The organism is Cytobacillus dafuensis (genome assembly GCF_007995155.1).
GTDB classification, from domain to species: Bacteria; Bacillota; Bacilli; order Bacillales; family Cytobacillaceae; genus Cytobacillus; species Cytobacillus dafuensis.
This window is the reverse complement of sequence record NZ_CP042593.1, coordinates 4,136,202-4,154,039: the sequence shown is the minus strand read 5'-3', so window position 1 is coordinate 4,154,039 and position 17,838 is coordinate 4,136,202. Positions and strand designations below refer to the sequence as shown.

Annotated in this window: 19 protein-coding genes; 17 read left to right on the top strand and 2 right to left on the bottom strand. The window is 35.8% G+C overall.

Features of this window, described 5'->3' with window-relative positions; all coding sequences use genetic code 11:
• Positions 1–160 precede the first annotated feature (160 nt).
• The 4 genes from FSZ17_RS19875 to FSZ17_RS19860 all read left to right on the top strand — a co-directional run bounded on the left by FSZ17_RS19875 (position 161) and on the right by FSZ17_RS19860 (position 2,442).
• A complete protein-coding gene (locus tag FSZ17_RS19875; RefSeq protein WP_057773595.1) occupies positions 161–415 on the top strand; it encodes a hemolysin XhlA family protein in 255 nt (84 codons plus the stop codon).
• A gap of 14 nt (positions 416–429) precedes the next feature.
• Positions 430–669 carry a phage holin gene (locus tag FSZ17_RS19870; protein ID WP_057773593.1) on the top strand — a complete coding sequence of 80 codons (240 nt, stop codon included), beginning with the start codon at positions 430–432 and terminating at the stop codon, positions 667–669.
• A 94-nt stretch (positions 670–763) separates the two neighbouring features.
• Positions 764–1,453, top strand: a complete 690-nt coding sequence (locus FSZ17_RS19865; RefSeq protein WP_057773591.1) for an N-acetylmuramoyl-L-alanine amidase — start codon at positions 764–766, stop codon at positions 1,451–1,453.
• Between the two features lie 428 nt (positions 1,454–1,881).
• On the top strand, positions 1,882–2,442 hold the full coding sequence (locus FSZ17_RS19860) for a YitT family protein (RefSeq protein WP_146846537.1): 561 nt from the start codon (positions 1,882–1,884) through the stop codon (positions 2,440–2,442).
• Positions 2,443–3,146: 704 nt separating this feature from the next.
• Here the strand turns inward: FSZ17_RS19860 and FSZ17_RS19855 are convergent.
• Complete coding sequence (locus FSZ17_RS19855; RefSeq protein WP_057773585.1) at positions 3,147–3,698, bottom strand: hypothetical protein; 552 nt, start codon at positions 3,696–3,698, stop codon at positions 3,147–3,149.
• 538 nt (positions 3,699–4,236) lie between these two features.
• Here FSZ17_RS19855 and FSZ17_RS19850 point away from each other — a divergent pair.
• Complete coding sequence (locus FSZ17_RS19850) at positions 4,237–4,839, top strand: TetR/AcrR family transcriptional regulator (RefSeq protein ID WP_057773583.1); 603 nt, start codon at positions 4,237–4,239, stop codon at positions 4,837–4,839.
• On the top strand, positions 4,840–5,028 hold the full coding sequence (locus FSZ17_RS19845; RefSeq protein WP_057773582.1) for an anti-repressor SinI family protein: 189 nt from the start codon (positions 4,840–4,842) through the stop codon (positions 5,026–5,028).
• A gap of 11 nt (positions 5,029–5,039) precedes the next feature.
• Here FSZ17_RS19845 and FSZ17_RS19840 read toward each other — a convergent pair whose 3' ends face one another.
• Positions 5,040–5,921, bottom strand: coding sequence for a LysR family transcriptional regulator (locus FSZ17_RS19840; protein ID WP_057773579.1), 882 nt, complete (start codon positions 5,919–5,921; stop codon positions 5,040–5,042).
• Positions 5,922–6,089: 168 nt separating this feature from the next.
• Between FSZ17_RS19840 and FSZ17_RS19835 the strand changes: the two genes are divergently transcribed.
• From FSZ17_RS19835 to FSZ17_RS19785, 11 genes are all read left to right on the top strand, one after another.
• Positions 6,090–7,136: a YeiH family protein gene (locus FSZ17_RS19835; RefSeq protein ID WP_057773577.1), complete on the top strand. Its 1,047-nt coding sequence runs from the start codon at positions 6,090–6,092 to the stop codon at positions 7,134–7,136.
• Positions 7,137–7,494: 358 nt separating this feature from the next.
• On the top strand, positions 7,495–8,196 hold the full coding sequence (locus tag FSZ17_RS19830) for a response regulator transcription factor (protein WP_057773575.1): 702 nt from the start codon (positions 7,495–7,497) through the stop codon (positions 8,194–8,196).
• A 1-nt stretch (position 8,197) separates the two neighbouring features.
• Entirely contained in the window at positions 8,198–9,136 is a 939-nt protein-coding gene (locus FSZ17_RS19825) for a sensor histidine kinase (RefSeq protein ID WP_057773573.1), read from the top strand.
• Between the two features lie 356 nt (positions 9,137–9,492).
• A complete protein-coding gene (locus tag FSZ17_RS19820) occupies positions 9,493–10,416 on the top strand; it encodes an ABC transporter ATP-binding protein (protein WP_057773571.1) in 924 nt (307 codons plus the stop codon).
• Positions 10,409–11,104 carry an ABC transporter permease gene (locus tag FSZ17_RS19815; protein ID WP_057773569.1) on the top strand — a complete coding sequence of 232 codons (696 nt, stop codon included), beginning with the start codon at positions 10,409–10,411 and terminating at the stop codon, positions 11,102–11,104. Before FSZ17_RS19820 ends, FSZ17_RS19815 begins: the two co-directional genes overlap by 8 nt.
• Positions 11,105–11,403: 299 nt before the next feature.
• Positions 11,404–11,994 carry a lipoprotein BA_5634 family protein gene (locus FSZ17_RS19810; protein ID WP_057773566.1) on the top strand — a complete coding sequence of 197 codons (591 nt, stop codon included), beginning with the start codon at positions 11,404–11,406 and terminating at the stop codon, positions 11,992–11,994.
• A gap of 114 nt (positions 11,995–12,108) precedes the next feature.
• Positions 12,109–12,789: an ABC transporter ATP-binding protein gene (locus FSZ17_RS19805; RefSeq protein ID WP_057773565.1), complete on the top strand. Its 681-nt coding sequence runs from the start codon at positions 12,109–12,111 to the stop codon at positions 12,787–12,789.
• A 229-nt stretch (positions 12,790–13,018) separates the two neighbouring features.
• Positions 13,019–15,007: an ABC transporter permease gene (locus tag FSZ17_RS19800; RefSeq protein ID WP_057773562.1), complete on the top strand. Its 1,989-nt coding sequence runs from the start codon at positions 13,019–13,021 to the stop codon at positions 15,005–15,007.
• A 17-nt stretch (positions 15,008–15,024) separates the two neighbouring features.
• Positions 15,025–15,717, top strand: coding sequence for a response regulator transcription factor (locus tag FSZ17_RS19795; protein WP_057773561.1), 693 nt, complete (start codon positions 15,025–15,027; stop codon positions 15,715–15,717).
• Positions 15,690–16,964: a sensor histidine kinase gene (locus FSZ17_RS19790; protein ID WP_057773560.1), complete on the top strand. Its 1,275-nt coding sequence runs from the start codon at positions 15,690–15,692 to the stop codon at positions 16,962–16,964. The genes FSZ17_RS19795 and FSZ17_RS19790 overlap by 28 nt, the downstream gene beginning before the upstream one ends.
• Before the next feature lie 255 nt (positions 16,965–17,219).
• Positions 17,220–17,747, top strand: a complete 528-nt coding sequence (locus FSZ17_RS19785; protein ID WP_057773558.1) for a GNAT family N-acetyltransferase — start codon at positions 17,220–17,222, stop codon at positions 17,745–17,747.
• Positions 17,748–17,838 lie beyond the last annotated feature (91 nt).

Sequence of the window (17,838 nt, the reverse complement as noted above, 5' to 3'; positions counted from 1 at the left end):
AGACATCACTGGCTGTGACCAGGGTGAATAAATAAACTTGAGGGAGGTGAAATAATGAAAAAACCTGAAAAAATCAACTCATATATTTGAGTTGATGGATGTTTACTCTGAGACATACCCTTTGCATCGCTAAATTAAATATTGTGAAAGGTGGTACAGGATGGATGAGATAAACTTTGTGAAGAATAATGTAGTGTCAATTAAAACATCAGTCGAAGACATGAAGCAGGATATTCGCAAGCTTCAGGATAAGACACTGATTCATGATCGGGAGATTCGTGAAATTAAGTCGGATTTAAAGGAAATAAAAGAGGATACGAAATGGCTACGGAGGGCGATAACGAATGCATTTATTGCGGCGTTAATCGTTGGCGCTGTAGCTATTTTTTATGCGGCAATAAATTTTAATCAGTAAGAGGCGAGATTATTATGATTAAGGATATGGCTACACTAATCGGGGGCTTTCTAACAGCCCTTTTATTATTTTTCGGAACGATCGGTGTTTCGTTTGAATGGTTTACGCAAGACAGTATCAATGCATTTGTCGTATTGATTTCAGCGGCTATTGCTTTGGGCATCAATCTATATGCTGTTTATAAAAATACGTATGTATTGACGAAGAAAGCAAAGCTTCAGAAAGAATTTCTTGAGCGGAACAATCTTAAATAAACATCCTTATTTCGTGATAACGATGCAATTTGTTTGTTAGTGGTTTATTTGTACAAAACTTTAGTTATAAAAATAATATAAGAGGTGATTTATAATGGTAAAAGTATTTATCGATCCAGGTCATGGGGGAACAGATTCGGGTGCAGTTGGAAATGGCATTCAGGAAAAAAATATTACGTTACAAATTTCTACAAGAATTAGAGACATTCTTTTAAATGAATATGACAATGTATCAATTCAAATGAGTCGTACAAGTGATCTAACCGTTTCTTTAACTGAGCGAACGAATGCTGCGAATGCTTGGGGAGCTGATTTTTTATTGTCAGTTCATATTAATTCTGGCGGGGGGACAGGCTATGAAGACTATATTTATCCGGGTGTAGGAACACCGACCACGACCTATCAGAATAATATTCACTCCGAAGTTATGAATCTTGTTAATTTTTCTGATCGAGGTAAAAAGACTGCCAATTTCCATATGCTTCGTGAATCAAATATGCCAGCATTGTTAACGGAAAATGGATTTATCGATAATGCAAATGATGCAACTAAATTAAAAACAAGCTCATTTATCGAAAGTATTGCTCGTGGTCATGTGAATGGCATCGTGAAAAGCTTTAATCTGCCAAAGAAAGCAACCGCTGTCTATCATATTGTTGTACAGGGCGATACCGTCTATTCTTTAAGCCAAAAATATGGCAGCACCATTCAACAGATTAAGGATTGGAATGGACTTGATGCGAATTACACCATTTATATCGGTCAAAAACTTCGAGTAAAATAAAGCAATTAGTGCATCTCAAAAAAGAGATTCATTTTGTCAACAAAAGGGTTTCGGAATGTTTTTATTCCGAAACCCTTTTGAGCTTTTATATGAAAATGGTTCAAAATGAACGATAGTGATCTCTTCAAATCTATTTTGTAGGGCTATTCGTGTTTGATTAAGTTGTTCGTTGACTTTCCATGATTCAACCATTGTGTAAGCCGGTTGATAATAATACATATGATTGCCTCCTCATCCTTCCTCAAATATTCCTCGGACCTGATGTATTATAAGAATGGCCTGGATATTCGATTTTGTCCTTTCAAAAATTCCGCATTTTAACTAAAGCTAGCACTAGGAGAGGATTAATAATTCTAAAAATGGAGCTTGGACATATATTAGAATGTAAATTCATTATAAAAAGGTGATCCTATATTCTTCAGAAACTAATGGTAATTTTTATAGGGAGTTTGTTATTGGGGATTGGAATAAATGGATTTTTAGTTCCTCATCGATTATTGGATGGGGGGATTACAGGGATTGCCCTGATTATTCATTATTATTTAGACTTTCCGACAGGTCTTTGTATGTTCTTAATAAGTCTTCCTCTTAGCTTTTATGCATGGTATCGGGAGCGAGATTACTTTTATAATAGCATTATTGGTTTAATTGTGGCGGCTGCATTTATTGATTGGTTAGCTCCGATTAGAACACAATTCATACTCCCTATTCTTCCTAGTGTCTTATTAGGAGGGACTCTCATTGGGGTAGGTATTGGGATAATGCTTCGATATCAGACAAGCACTGGAGGAACAGACTTGTTGGCGCAGTTTATTTCCAAGGCATTTTCCATCAATATTGGAGTAATCATTTTAATGATTGACGGAATAATTACTGCCGCAGCATATGGGATATTGGGCGTCCAAGTCTTCCTTTTTTCTTGTTTAACCATTGCTGTTATTGGGTTAGTCACTTCTTTGATCACAAGACCTATTGGTCGGGGAACATAGTTATTTGAAAAATCTTTCGTAGATTATTATATGAAATGAATTAAATTTTTTTGAGACTATAACACTCTATTTTTGTTGAAAAAGAAGATGCAATATGAAGTGAATAAGACCACACTCAGTTGTTTTTTAGTAGAGTATTGGTCAGAAAAGCAGAGAATAAGACCACCCTCAGTCGTTTTTTAGTAGAGTAGTGGTCAGAAAAGCAGTGAATAGGACCACCCTCAGTTGTTTTTTAGTAGAGTATTGGTCAGAAAAGCAGAGAATAAGACCACCCTCAGTCGTTTTTTAGTAGAGTAGTGGTCAGAAAAGCAGTGAATAGGACCACCCTCAGTTGTTTTTTAGTAGTGTAGTGGTCAGAAAAGCGGTGAATAAGACCACCCTCAGTCGTTTTTTAGTATAGTAGTGGTCAGAAAAGCGGTGAATAAGACCACCCTCAGTCGTTTTTTAGAAGAGTAGTGGTCAGAAAAGCGGTGAATAAGACCACCCTCAGTTGTTTTTTAGTAGAGTAGTGGTCAGAAAAGCAGAGAATAAGACCACCCTCAGTCGTTTTTTAGAAGAGTAGTGGTCAGAAAAGCGGTGAATAAGACCATACACAGTTGTTTTTTAGTAGTGTAGTGGTCACGAAAGAAGTTTATAAGGCCAGCACAAGTTATATTTCCAAATAAAATGGTCTCAAATCAACAATTGAGACCACTTCACATCTATTAAGCTATATATTTCGATTTTTCTTTCGTTGGCCAAATGAAATTTGAAATGGCAATGACCAAATCAATTCCTAATACTAGTGTCCAAATTTTTAATATGCCACTCAAAGCTTCTGTTCGTGATGAATCATTTATGATATAAATCATTCCAGCTAGTAGACCTGCTCCAATGAGATAAGCAAGGACATGTCTTCCCCATCCCTTTAAATAATGCTTTGCGTAAGCCAACCCAAATCTTTTTTCTGGTTTTGGTCCTTGTTTCGTCACGTAGTATTGAAACCGTTCGTCTGCCCATTGGATCATACTTTTACCAAATGCAATCGATACACCAATATAGATAGCAGCAATCCCGTGTATAGTGGTTGCCTTTGATCCATTGTATAAATCAATGCTAGTTGTGATTAATAATATTAAGTCTATGACTGGGGTTAAAGCTAAGAAAAATAATCCAAGCTTGTTTCGTTTAAACACATAACGTGTGACTAAGCCTAATGCAATAACTACCCAAAAGCCAATTTCACTAGCGACGATCATCCAAGCAAGAAAGTTCATTTTCGCACCTCTTTTTAATACAGATGTATTAATTACCATTTTATTCTATCATGTGATTAGGGACCAGAACAAAAAAAGAAAAGCCGATAATTTGCTGAAAATACAGCTGCTTATCTCTTTGATAGTCTAAACCTAAACAAAATAGAAAGTTTACGAAACGGTAAAATCCTTAACAAGTATTAAAAGTCCAAAGATATTTCCTTTTCTTTAGATTACTCCTTTAAAGAGGTAATGGCTGTAGAGGGAACAGAAAATATTAATGTGAAATTTAAATTGTTTAAGCTTTTTAATTGTTATCAAACGGCCGTTTGTTATAGCAATTCGGAGATCATTTTCAAAGTTAGAATGGAGTATCAATAAGTAAAGCGGGTAAACAACTTCAACTGTTTACCGGCTTTTTTCTATTATACTTATAAAATACTAACTGTAATGATTAAGTTTTTAGTAAATTCCAAAAATGATTGACTGCATAATATGAATTATACGATAATAATACTCGTGAGTAATATATTCTACTGATTGTGGGGTTGTTTTTCGAATGAACCTGAGAGGAAGAAAGAAAGGGGCAAATGGTCAAGAGAGTCGAGCATTGTTATTGAAAATAGCTGCAGATGAATTTGCTCATCATGGCTTTCATGGTACAAAGATCAGCTCCATTGTTAAAAAAGCACAATTGACTCAACCAACCTTCTATCTTTATTTTGAAAGCAAGGAAGCTATCTATCAGGAATTAGTAGATTTATTCCATGAAAAACTATCCTTCCTCACGAAGAAAAGTCGTCTTGAAGAGGGTCTCGACTCCCATTCCTTGCCCATTCAAATCAAACACGGACTAGCAAATATCTTAACCTTTTTCATGGAGAATCAGAGCTTAACACGGATTGGTTTTTTCATTTCTCCTCAATCAGAAGTTATTAAGAAGCAAATGGCTAAACAAATAGAAGAAAATCTTCTATCAGAAGTAGAAAAAGGCTATTTTAATCCTAATATTGATATGAGTATGGTTTCAGAAGGATTGATCGGTGTAATTGAAAGATTAACTTTAACTAAATTATTTCAGGGAGAAAAGGAACCTGAAGCACTTGCTAGAGAAATTGTTTTCCTTTTTCTATATGGAATGAATGTGCCGAGGGAGTGTTAAATGAAAGCGGGAGATGATCAGATGTATTTGGAAAAAAATAAAAGATTCAGTGAATTAGATAATGAATGGCTCGCTTTAATCTTAACAGCAAAGAGACTAGGGTTAACTCCAACGGAAATAAGAGATTTTTTTAGTAAAGATAAGCAGGAGCATGCTCTAGATCCTTTTAAGCATGCCCCACAAAAATGAAGTGTCATTTATCAATTTTGGTTTTCTCGAATGATCTCTAGGAAAACCTTCAATGCTTTTGTCTGAAATGGGGAGCTTAGTACGGTTGAAAATTCGCGTTTAATGACTAGATCTTTTGCTTTGATGATGTGTAGTGTTCCAAGTGACAATTCCTTATGAATGGCCCAATCGGATAGTAAACTTATCCCTAAACCTGCCTCTACTGCTTCCTTAATGAGTTGCGTACTGCCAAATTCCAAGCATTTCTTAGGAGCTATACGATATTGCTTAAACATTTTATCAACTGCTTCTCTCGTTCCAGAACCGTTTTCACGGACAATCCATGTTTCCTTTTCTAGTTCTGCAATCGGCACCACACCATCCGTTTGTGCTAATCTATTTTGAGGAGATGCAACAACACACATAGAATCGTTTGCAAAAGGCTCGATAAGTAATCTTTTATTATCATAATGGCCTTCCACAATTCCAACATCTAATTGTTTCGCTAGAATTAATTCTGCTATTTCCTTTGTGTTCCCGATTGTAATCTTGGGGCTAACTAAAGGATATTTTTTTTGCATTTTTGCAATCAAATGAGGCAGTACATATTCCCCGAAGGTATAGCTTGCTCCGATTGAAAGGGGACCGCTTGCATTGTTTGTAAGATCATCAATTAAATCATTCATTCTCGTATAAAGTCCCAAAATTTCTTTTGCATGATGATAAACGATTTCTCCTGCTTTATTTAAGCGCACATATTTATTGCTTCGTTCTAATAAAGTCGTTCCCATTGTACGTTCTAATGCTTGTATATATTGGCTGACTGCTGGCTGAGTCATATGCAGCTCCTCGGCAGCACGAGAGAAATTTTGTTTTTCAGCTACTTTTACAAAGACAGCTAATTGCTGATCCATTTTCATCCCACCTTTCCTTCTTCTTATTTCTATTATAACCAATTACTTATAATAGTTATTTAAAATTATTATTTTGCTTATCGTATAAAAAGCAGTATGCTGAATATACGATAAAGCTTTGTTCAATAATGATGAACATAGCTTTTGATAATAATTGGTGGTGATTAAATGACATCTCATGCAAAGGCACAATCTTCAGGCAAAGAGCCCATTCAGCCTGAGAAAAAATCAGATTCATTTTGGAAATGGATTGGTGGAATTGCTTTTACCTTTTTCATTGCCTTTCTAGGCTTTTTATTAGCAAAAACACCTGGCTTTGACCATGTTGGGCAACTAGCATCGGCCATTGTGATTGCGGTTTTGTACCGCAATATTTTAGGATATCCAGAACTGCTGCGCGCAGGAATTGGATTTTCCTCGAAAAAGCTTTTACGATTTGCCATTATTCTATATGGAATTAAGCTTAATATTGGAACAGTGTTAACCGACGGTCTTGGATTGCTGATTCGGGATGCTGGCGTCATCGTTTTTGCGATATTACTGACAGTCTGGCTAGCCCGTTTGCTAAAAGCAGATAAAAATATTTCCCTGCTTGTTGGAGTAGGTACTGGTGTATGCGGTGCCGCAGCGATTGCGGCCATTGCCCCTATCATTAAATCGAAGGATGAGGATACGGCCATTGGGGTTGGGATCATTGCCCTTGTTGGGACAATATTTGCCATCGTTTATACCATTTTACGCCCTATTTTACCGATGACAGACATAGAGTATGGCATTTGGTCAGGAATTAGCTTACATGAGATCGCCCATGTAGCCTTGGCAGCTGAGCCTGGGGGCCAAGATGCTCTCGCTATTGGCTTATTAGCAAAATTAGGCCGAGTATTCCTGCTTGTTCCTCTCTGCTTTGTTTTTATGTTTTTGATGAAAAATAAAAGCACTGATGATCAAAAAACGAAAATTGAATTTCCATGGTTCTTAATTGGGTTTATTATCATGAGTGTGATTGGCAGCTATGTACTAGGTCCTGTCATTCCTGTTTCAGAGGGCTTTATGAATGGGATAGCAAATGTGACAACCTGGTGTTTAACAGCTGCAATGGTCGGACTTGGATTAAACGTCAGTCTGCGTGATTTGCGCACGAAGGCATTGAAGCCGTTAATCGCAATGGGAATTACATCGGTTGTACTTTCTGTCTTAACCTATTTTATCGTTTAAAGGATATTATCAATAAACCATGACCATCCCATTAATAAACGAAAGTTTGGAAAATGGGATGGCCATTCCAAGTGAAGATTCCTTCTAGTTTAGAATCCTCAATCTTACCCCCTGTTAAATATTCACTCACTCCCTTTCTATTCAGCCATTAAAAAGTAATGGACTGAAAAATTATTATAGTCATCTTACCAAACTATAAATTACACAAAATTAAAAATTAACTAAAATTAGAAAAAATAGGTTAAATAGCTGTAATATGAAAATTAGGAGTATTTAAGTATTTTAAGAAGAATAATTGATGAAATTAGGAAGTAGAAAGTGAATCGATAAAATTAAATGCACAAAGGGAGAATAGGTTATGCAGCATCGGCTATTACTTGTTGATGATGATCCTTCGATTAGTGAAATGGTTAAAAACTATTTAACGAAGGAAGGCTTTGTTGTTTTAGTAGCGCTTAATGGAGAAGATGGGATATCTATGTTTTTAAAGGAAGAATTTGATCTTATCTTAATTGACATCATGATGCCGAAGTTAGATGGGATAGAAGCAATCAAGATTATTCGTGAAAAAAGTTCGATTCCGATCTTAATTATGTCTGCGAAAGATAGTGATGTTGATAAAGCGATAGGTTTGGGCTTTGGTGCTGACGATTATATTGCGAAACCATTTTCGCTGCTTGAGCTTTCGGCAAGAATAAAAGCGGCTATTCGACGTGCAACGAAGTATGCTGATCACCATGAACAAACAGATCAAAAGAATGTCCTTACGTTTGATCAATTGAAGATCGATTTAAATAGCTACTCTGTTTTCAAAGCAAATCAAGAGATGAAGCTTACATCGAAAGAGTTCGAGCTATTAAAACTATTTATCACAAATCAAAACCGTGTGTTTACAAAAGAGCAGCTTTACAATCTCGTATGGAATGATGATTATTTTGGGGATGAAAACGTAATTAACGTCCATATTCGAAGATTACGAGAAAAAATAGAAGACGATCCGTCCGATCCGAAATATATAAAGACCTTATGGGGGATTGGCTATAAGTGGGTTGGTCATTAATATGGTCACTTTTTTATGCATCATCATTTTGCTATTAATCGGGATTATTTGTTTTCAATATCAATTTAATAGAACGAGAAGTAAGAATTTAAAGTATATCCAAAGAAGGTTAAATGAAATCATTTCCAATCCGACAAATGAGAAATTATTGCTTTTTACAGATGATAAAGATTTGATTTCCATTTTAGTTGAAGTGAATCATTTGTTAGACGTTCATCAAAAAGCATTAGCACAATATATGAATACAGAAACGTCGATGAAAAGAATGCTCTCAAATATTTCGCATGATTTGAAAACCCCGCTTACCGTAATATTAGGTTACATGGAAATGATCCAGCTTGACAGTAATATGAGTCATGAGGAACGAACGGTTTTTCAGTCTAAAGTTTACAATAAAACAACGGAGGTTAAGGAACTTATCCATAAATTTTTTGACTTAGCAAAATTGGAGTCTGGAGATAATGATATTTCGATTACGAGTGTACATATGAATGAGATTTGCAGAAAGAATATCTTAGAATATTACGATGTTTTAACCGTGAAAGGCTTTTCTGTTCAAATCGATATTCCTGATCGTCCAATTCATGCTTTAGGCAATGTAGAAGCGCTTGATCGAATATTAAACAATCTTATTTCAAATGCCATCCAATATGGTGGAGACGGGAAAATGATTGGCATAACATTGAGAAATGATAATGAATTTGTTCATGTGGACGTTTGGGATAAAGGAAAGGGAATTAAGGAGCATCACAAAAATCAAGTGTTTGAAAGACTGTACACACTGGAAGACTCAAGGAATAAATCGTATCAAGGAAGCGGGTTAGGTCTAACGATTACGAAGCGGCTTGTTGAGAAGATGGGAGGAACTATTCTTCTTTTTTCTAGTAAACCTTGGGAGAAAACAGTGTTTTCATTCACATTAAAAAGAATTAATTATTGACAGAGCTTATAAAGGAAATATTTCTTTATAGGCTTTATTTAACACGTTAAGAAAGTCTAAATTGTCAGCGCAGAAGATGATTCGACGTAGTTTCCAATTTTAGGGATTAAGTACGACGGACAGGATGTCCTAGTCGGGCGAATGCCACAGGACGTGGCATGTATGAGCGCGATAAGTGCAACTACGCCTCTGTCATCGCCTTTCCAAGGCTCGCCAATCGGCGAGTTTTCTTTATGATTATCTTAACTTAAGAATTTCTTAAGAATTGTATAAGGAAAAAGCAATTTTTACCCCATAAACTTAGGATAGAAAATAGAAAAATTTGACGTATTGAAGTGTTGAGAGGAGAAGCTGATATGACCTACATTTTAAGGACAACGCAATTAACAAAATCGTATATGGGGAATGAAGTTGTTTCGAACGTTAATATGAAGATTAAAAAAGGTGAAATTTATGGTTTTCTAGGACCAAATGGTGCAGGGAAAACAACGATTATGAAGATGATAACGAACTTGGTGAAACCTACTAGCGGCGAGATTGAATTATTCGGTGAAAAACTTATGAACCAATCCTATCATCTCTTAAGCAGAATGGGTTCAATTATTGAAAATCCTATATTTTATGACAAGCTTACGGCAAGAAAAAATTTAGAGCTGCACTGTGAGTATATGGGATTTCATAATAAGCAAGCGATTGATGAAGCGCTAGGGCTTGTTCATTTGAAAAATATTGATGAAAAGGCAGTGAAGGATTTTTCACTTGGTATGAAACAGAGACTTGGCATTGCAAGGGCAATTGTAACGAAACCAGAGTTTCTTATTTTGGATGAACCGATTAATGGGCTAGATCCAGTCGGAATTAAGGAGATTCGGGACTTATTTAAAATGCTAAGTAAGGAATATGGAATAACGATTTTAGTATCTAGTCATATTTTAGGGGAAATTGAGAAAGTTGCCGATACAATTGCGGTAATCAATAATGGAAAGCTAATTGAAGAAGTGACAATGGAACATGTTCGTGAAAAGAATTCCGATTATATTGAATTAGCGACAAATGATTATAAAAAAACAGCATATCTATTAGAACATCAATTAAAAATTTCAAACTTTAGAGTGATTGATAATTATTTTATTCGAGTATATGAATCGAATATATCTCAGGGTGAGCTATCAAAAATGTTAATTTTGAATGATGTTGTCATTGAATCCATTCATAAGAAAGAAAGTTCGTTAGAAGATTATTTCTTATCTTTATTAAATAGAGGTGGCATAAGTGCTTAAGCTGATAAGATTAGAGTTAGAAAAGTTTAAATTAAGCGGATATGTTTGGAAAGCACTTATTGCAAACTTCGTCATTTTTGGTTTAATATGCGTCATCAGTTTTATTGAAAAAATAGAAGGGGCAGAAGTTTTTCAAGACCGTTATATGGCATTACAAATTATTGAGTCAATGATAAGGGCGACGTTTATCGTATTTGCTGGGGTTCTTTTATCACGAATTGTCATTAGTGAATTTAAAAACAAATCGATCTCAGTTCTCTTTATGTATCCGATTAACCGCAAGAAACTAATTGTAGCCAAATTATTGATTGTTGTAGCCTTTACGTTTATATGTATTATTTTATCTTACTTTCTAGTGGGAAGCTCATTTTACGTGTTCGATCGTTTCGCACATGTCGTTCCAGATTCATTACCGTTTGCAGATGTCTTGAGTTATTTTAGGATTGTCTCAATGAACGCACTAGCAGCAAGCTGTATGAGCCTTATTCCTCTTTATTTTGGCATGAAGAAATTTTCGGGATCGACAACGATTGTAGCTTCAATAATCACTGTTTTAATTGTCTGTCAAAATGTTGGGGGATTTACATTGAATTCTATTATTGTTATACCCATTTCTCTCTCTCTACTTGGAGTTTTCATCGCCTATTCCGCAATAAAAAATATCGAAAATACAGATGTGATGAATTAATAATTATTCGTATTAAAGCCCAAGCATGGGCTTTTTTCCACGTTTAGATAGTATAAATTGTCCGCGCAGAAGACGATCCGACGTAGTTGTCAATTTTAGGAATTAAGTGTAAGTGTAACTACACCTCTGTCTTCGCCTTTCCAAGGCTCGCCAATCGGCGAGTTTTCTTTATATGCAGAAAATCTATCTTACAAAATTGTAAGGCAGGTGTCACCTAGATAGATATGGAGAAAGTTTCATGTCTCATATAATGATATCAGCAGCTGGTTAGTAATAATTTTTTAGGGAGGGAATTGAAAATGAAAAAATTACTAAGTGTTTGCTTAACAGCTATGATTGCTGGTTCAATTATGACGGGATGCAGTGCTTTCAAGGAGGCCTTTGAAAAGGCGAATGGTTTGATCTTATATGGCGAAGAGCAAAAGATAGATGATGCGTTTAATAAAGAGGAAAACGAACTGAAAGAAAAAGATAAATATACAATTAAAGTAGCTGAAGATAATGATCAAAAAATCATGATATTAGATGAAAAAACAGCAAATGCACTTATAGAAAAAAAGCTGTTAAAAGAAGTGAAAAATGGGGATGATACTGAACCGATTACATCTTTACCAGAAGTCACAAAGGGAAAAGGTCTACTGTTTGCAAAACAACAAGTAGAAAAAGTCAGCCTTGATGGACAGCAAGTAGAAGTAACATATGGCGGGAATAAAATTATTGGTGACGGAAGAATTTACGTTGATATGTTCTTAATTGTAGATGATGCTGATTTTTCCGTAATGGAGGGAACAGAAAAAACAATGGGTATTATGAAGTACGACAAAGATCCAGATAAAAAAATTGGAACCTTCGATGTTGAGAGAGATCAACTTGTAAAAATAAAAGAATAAACCCAATAAGGTCTGCCTAAATGGACAGGCCTGTTTTCCTATATAATCAGGATAGAATGATGTTGGGTTATAGTATACTAAAGCTAGTTAAAGTACAGGAAAGCAGGGAGTAAATTGGAGGTTATCCGCTTAGAAAATGTCAGCAAGGTTTTTGGGAAAGGTGATAGAGCTGTTCCCGCCTTGAGATCTATTAATTTGACGATTCATGAAGAGGAGTTTATTGCCATTGTAGGTCCTTCAGGTTCTGGGAAAAGCACACTGCTCCATACGATTGGAGGGTTGGATTCTCCAACAGAAGGAATGGTTGAAGTAGAGGGGGAGCCTATTTATTCTTTATCAGATGAAGCCTTATCGATTTTGCGGCGCAGAAAAATTGGATTTATCTTCCAATCCTTTAATCTTGTTCCTATATTGAATGTTGAAGAAAATATCCAGCTTCCTGTATTGCTTGATCACCAAAAGGTGGATGAAGCTTATTACAACGATATTATTGAATATCTTGGCATAAAACACAAAGTTCATGCGATCCCCTCGGAATTATCGGGCGGACAGCAGCAAAGGGTTGCGATCGCTCGCGCTTTAATACATAAGCCTTCCTATATATTAGCCGATGAGCCGACAGGTAATTTAGATAGCAAGACGAGTAATGACGTGATAAATCTTTTACAATTAACCGCAAAAAGGTATAAACAAACATTAATTATCATAACTCATGATATGAAAATAGCTGAAAAAGCAGGCAGGGTTATTCAAATAGAGGATGGTACGATTCAAAAGGATGTAGCCTACCATTAAAGTGAAACTTCCATCAGTGGGGGGGCTTTTATCCCCCGCTGATGGTTAGTTGCGGCCCACAGGAAGTGGGTCACGCAGACGTTGCCACACGATGTGGCGCTTTTAGTCTGTGTTCATTTTATGGGCCTTTACGGGCAGTTGATCCCCACATAGGTTTCTTTGATTCTCCCGTAACCTTGTATTGGGGGTCTTACTGCCCGTTAATCTGCGATAAAGGAGAACGATCAGGATGTCAATTCATCGGAAATTGACGAAAAAATATTTATTACATAATAAAAAAAGAACGACCTTTACAATATTAGGTATCATGATGTCTATTGCACTCATAACTTCAATCGGAACCTTTTTATTCAGCCTGAATGATCATACAACTGAACAGACAAAAAGTGAGTATGGCTCATATCATTTAAGAATAAAAAATACGAATTCGCAAACAAAAAAACGTCTGGAAGCAAATCCTCAAATTGAAAAGATAGGTGTTTTATCTAAAGAGAAATTCTTTATAGATAGTGGAGGACAGATCGAAATTCATTTTATCGATCAGAACACTTATTCCTTACTGCCTTTTGACCCTTTAAGCAATCGCAAGAAGCAGGGGCTCATAATAGAAAAATGGGTGGCTGATCTTGAAAAAATAGATCAAATAAATCAACCGCTTCAGCTCAAAGATGCCTCTGGAATGAAGCACTCCTTTTATGTGCAAAGAATTGTAGAAAATAACAAAGCCCTTCGTGATGGGTATACATTACAAGCATACCTCGTTCAAAAAGCAGTTAAAAAGGACAGGGATATTGATCTATATATTGAATTAGCTCAGGAAGCAAATTTCCAAGTGGTGTACGACCAAATTCAGGCTTATATACCCAAAGAAAATATCGAAATAAATCACCCATTGGTTGGGATGGAGTATTCGATAAATAATAGTTTATTCACTATCATTTACATTTTTCCCATTTTCATTGTCGTACTGGCGACTGTTGCATTCATATTTAATACCTTTCAAATAAGCATCGCTGAGCGTATCCGAGATATTACATTATTGAGAACAGTCGGCGCAACAAAAAATCAGATCAAAAAAATGATTGCGTATGAAATGTGGATTTTCGGAGGTATTGGTATACCGCTCGGCTTGCTTCTAGGCTTTTTTGGCTATTGGATCGTTTTAGTCTTATACCAATTAATTTTTGAGGAAACAGAATTCTCTTTATTTTATTTCCCAATCATTTTTTCTCCGGTTATTATGCTTCTAAGCTCGTTAATTGGTGTCATTTCTCTTATTATTTCTGGATGGGTTCCACTGAAAATGGCTAATCGAATTGGACCATTAGATTCTATTAGAAGAAGCAATCGTACTGTTTTTAAAGTAAAAGGGTTCTTTCGCTTCATAGAAAGAGTTTTGAGTATCGAAACGATTATGGCACTCCGAAATATACGGAGGAATAAGCTGAAATCTATTATTGTTATTTTTTCCTTATCCATCAGCATTTTTCTATTCACTGCTTTTTCTAATATCGTTTTGATGCTATTTCAATCCGATATGGATAATAGTAATGGAGATTTTAGAATTATTTTTTATCAGTCAGAGGAAATCCCGGCTACATTCTGGAAGGATTTAAACCAAATTCCCGAAATAAGAGAAAAGCAAATTCATTATGCGGGTGAATCAGCTCCATCACAATCATCAATAAGTAATATATCAATTTATTTAAAGGATGAAAATGAAGTGGACAAGGTTCAAAAAAAGCTGGATCAAATAACCGCACACTATCCAAATTTGGAAGTAGTCAATGTGCATGAGAATATGAAAGATCAATCTTCCTTGCAAGTACAAATTCTCATTTACTTATATGGCTTTGCCATCGCGATTGGTATTATTGGCGTTTTAAATATTATTAACACATCCTCAATGAATGTCATTCTGCGTAAAAAGGAATACGCAACCCTTAAAGCCATCGGGATGTCTTTAAAGAACTTGCGAAAAATGATTATTAGAGAGGGTTTGCTGTACGCATTTATTAGTGGATTCATCGGAATATCGTTAGCAGTGTCAATTGAATTCTTACTATATCTCAGTTCCGGAATATCAAATTGGGATAGAAGCTTTGTACAAGATATCGTTGCTTTTATATCACTTGTCATGATTTGCTATCTATCAGCACGAGTTTCTTCACGGATGCTTACACATAGTGATTGGAATGATGCTTTAAAAAATGAGTAGAAATTGGAGGATTAAAGATGGTACGGATATTATTACTCGAAGATGACGCTTCATTAGCGCTGGGTCTTGAGTTTTCCTTAAAAGAGGAAGGGTATGATGTCACTCATGTAAGCTTAGTGGAAGAGTGTAAAGAAGCTTTTCATCAAGAATCATTTGATTTAGCTCTTTTAGATGTAACTCTTCCAGATGGAAATGGCTATGACATGTGTAAATATATTCGAGAAAGCTCAGATATTCCGATCATCTTCTTAACGGCTATGGACGATGAAGTGAATGTAGTGTTAGGCCTAGATATTGGAGCGGATGATTATATGACGAAGCCATTTCGGGTGCGCGAGCTGCTTTCCAGGATTCGGGCTGTCTTAAGGAGAAAGGGGCAAGCGAATTCTGGCCATCTATTAAGGAGTGGTTCTATCATTCTTGATGTCGATCGAGCTGTGTTAAAAAAGGATCGGGAAGAGATTCCTCTTTCTGCCCAAGAATATAAGCTAATGCTGATTTTTATGAATCATCCTGAAAAAATTTTAAGTAGAGATGAAATCTTTGATTTGCTTTTAGAAGGTGGCGGCGGATTTTTTGAGGATAATACTTTATCCGTTTATATAAAACGATTACGGGAAAAAATTGAAACAGATTTTTCAGACCCAGAATATATATTGACACATCGGGGGTTGGGATATAAATGGAACAAACGAGTAGTAAGAGAATAGGTTTCTTCGATTTATGGCAAAACCCTGAGGTGAAAATGACGGGAAGGCTTATCATTCTGTTATTCCTTCTATTCCTTATGATGACTAGCACTGGAATCCATTATTTTGGCGAGCAGTTTAAGAAGGAATATGTTGAATCAAATGCTGCAATGATGGGGGCTTTAGTAAAAGAGCATCCAGAGCTTCAAGATGATTTGGCGGTCCTGCTTTCAAAGGATATTAGTGATGAAGATAAGAAACAGGGGATAGCTATTTTATCGGAGTATGGAATATCCGCTACTATGTCTATGAAATTTTTTCCGGAAATATCAGATTTATTTTCTTCGCTTCTTGTTCTAACTACAGGAAGCTTATTGCTATTTTTCATGAGTTCCTTCAGTTTGAATTTCTTTTTTATAAATAGGATATATAAAAGGATTCGTGAGTTAACAGGCTATGCCGATCAAATATTGGAGGGTGGATCCATTTCCCCTTTAAAAGAAATGAGGGAAGGGGATTTTTCCAAACTAACACATAGCTTTAATCGAATGCGCTTTGTGATCCAAAAAAATATTGAGGAATTGCAAAAGGAAAAACAATTCCTTGCCGATTTAATGTCTGATATTTCGCATCAATTGAAGACACCTTTAGCAGCATTAACGATGTACAACGATATTTTGACAGAGAAGGAGCTTTCGAAAGAGCAGAAATTGATGTTTTTAGATCAGGGCAGGCAACAGCTAGAACGTATGAACTGGCTGATTCAGAGTCTATTAAAGCTGGCAAAGCTGGATGTTGGTGCTATTCAGTTTCAGAAAAAGAATGCCTCACTTTCAAGGACTGTTCAAGGGAGTGTGGAAATATTAAAAGACTTTGCCGTACAAAAAGGTGTAGAAGTGAAGGTAACCACGGATGAGGAGTGTTTTATGAAGCATGACACGGACTGGTTGACTGAGGCACTCCTTAATGTAATCAAAAATGCGATTGAGCATACGCCCTCTAGTGGAATGGTTTCGGTCATGCTGGAGAAGAGTGAAACCTTATATCGAATTCAAATTCGTGATGAAGGGGAAGGAATCGAAGCAGATGAAATCCACAATATCTTCAAACGGTTTTATAAAGGAAAGAAGAACAAAAAGTCAGGCTCTGTTGGTATTGGTCTCTCATTAAGTAAGGCCATCGTTGAGGGGCATAATGGGATGATTCAAGTGGAAAGCAGTATGGGTGAAGGAACGACTTTCTCATTTTTATTTCCGATTGGAGGATGAGGGAGATATAGGAAAGGTTCTTAACCCGTATGAATTGATAAAGTAGTATCCTATTCTAGGAGACGCTATTATTCAAAAAATTTTAACTGCCTACTCTTTGTTTTTGACCGTTTTATATTTTTTTAAAACCAAATCAGCTTGTTGATATGTCTAAAAAGTGAGGAGGTTGGAAATTTAAGAGTTACAATAAAAGGGGGATTTCTACCATTTATGAAGAATATTTAATTGTAATATAAATAAAAAGGGAGAGATTAAATGTTTCCAATTTTAGAGACGGAAAGGCTTATATTGAGAGAAATAACGAAAGAGGATGCTGAAGATATTTTTGCCTGTTTTTCAAACAATGATGTAACTCGCTATTATGGACAAGAGACATTAGATAGTATAGAACAAGCAGAAAAAATTATTGAGTTCTTTTCCAATAATTATAATGAAAAAAGGGGCATTCGGTGGGGGATTGAAAGAAAAGGTTTCAAAGGAATAATTGGAACAATTGGTTTTAATGCCTGGATGCCTAAACATAAACGAGCAGAAATAGGATACGAAATCCATCCAGGGCACTGGAGAAAAGGGTATACTTCAGAAGCATTATCAAAAGTCCTTACATATGGCTTTGAGGTTATGGATTTAACTCGTATAGGGGCTGTTGTCTTTATTGAAAATGAATCATCTAATAATCTATTAACAAAAATGGGTTTTGAAAAAGAGGGTGTATTGAGGAAGTATATGTATCAAAATGGCAAAGCATATGATACAAATGTTTACTCACTACTAAAAGAATAAACTTTCTTCAACTATTGGGAGCAAGAGTTGGAGAAAAAGGTTGTTGAATCAATGGGCTGTTCTTACAGCTCATTTTTTTGGCTAATAGGAG

What these genes read in the sequence shown, in the direction of transcription:
- FSZ17_RS19840 (WP_057773579.1), bottom strand. Translation starts at nt 5,921, where the DNA reads ATGGATCAGCAATTAGCTGTCTTTGTAAAAGTAGCTGAAAAACAAAAT.
- FSZ17_RS19860 (WP_146846537.1), top strand. Translation starts at nt 1,882, where the DNA reads ATGGTAATTTTTATAGGGAGTTTGTTATTGGGGATTGGAATAAATGGA.
- FSZ17_RS19810 (WP_057773566.1), top strand. Translation starts at nt 11,404, where the DNA reads ATGAAAAAATTACTAAGTGTTTGCTTAACAGCTATGATTGCTGGTTCA.
- FSZ17_RS19875 (WP_057773595.1), top strand. Translation starts at nt 161, where the DNA reads ATGGATGAGATAAACTTTGTGAAGAATAATGTAGTGTCAATTAAAACA.
- FSZ17_RS19795 (WP_057773561.1), top strand. Translation starts at nt 15,025, where the DNA reads ATGGTACGGATATTATTACTCGAAGATGACGCTTCATTAGCGCTGGGT.
- FSZ17_RS19835 (WP_057773577.1), top strand. Translation starts at nt 6,090, where the DNA reads ATGACATCTCATGCAAAGGCACAATCTTCAGGCAAAGAGCCCATTCAG.
- FSZ17_RS19850 (WP_057773583.1), top strand. Translation starts at nt 4,237, where the DNA reads ATGAACCTGAGAGGAAGAAAGAAAGGGGCAAATGGTCAAGAGAGTCGA.
- FSZ17_RS19855 (WP_057773585.1), bottom strand. Translation starts at nt 3,698, where the DNA reads ATGAACTTTCTTGCTTGGATGATCGTCGCTAGTGAAATTGGCTTTTGG.
- FSZ17_RS19790 (WP_057773560.1), top strand. Translation starts at nt 15,690, where the DNA reads ATGGAACAAACGAGTAGTAAGAGAATAGGTTTCTTCGATTTATGGCAA.
- FSZ17_RS19870 (WP_057773593.1), top strand. Translation starts at nt 430, where the DNA reads ATGATTAAGGATATGGCTACACTAATCGGGGGCTTTCTAACAGCCCTT.
- FSZ17_RS19845 (WP_057773582.1), top strand. Translation starts at nt 4,840, where the DNA reads ATGAAAGCGGGAGATGATCAGATGTATTTGGAAAAAAATAAAAGATTC.
- FSZ17_RS19825 (WP_057773573.1), top strand. Translation starts at nt 8,198, where the DNA reads ATGGTCACTTTTTTATGCATCATCATTTTGCTATTAATCGGGATTATT.
- FSZ17_RS19785 (WP_057773558.1), top strand. Translation starts at nt 17,220, where the DNA reads ATGTTTCCAATTTTAGAGACGGAAAGGCTTATATTGAGAGAAATAACG.
- FSZ17_RS19830 (WP_057773575.1), top strand. Translation starts at nt 7,495, where the DNA reads ATGCAGCATCGGCTATTACTTGTTGATGATGATCCTTCGATTAGTGAA.
- FSZ17_RS19800 (WP_057773562.1), top strand. Translation starts at nt 13,019, where the DNA reads ATGTCAATTCATCGGAAATTGACGAAAAAATATTTATTACATAATAAA.
- FSZ17_RS19865 (WP_057773591.1), top strand. Translation starts at nt 764, where the DNA reads ATGGTAAAAGTATTTATCGATCCAGGTCATGGGGGAACAGATTCGGGT.
- FSZ17_RS19820 (WP_057773571.1), top strand. Translation starts at nt 9,493, where the DNA reads ATGACCTACATTTTAAGGACAACGCAATTAACAAAATCGTATATGGGG.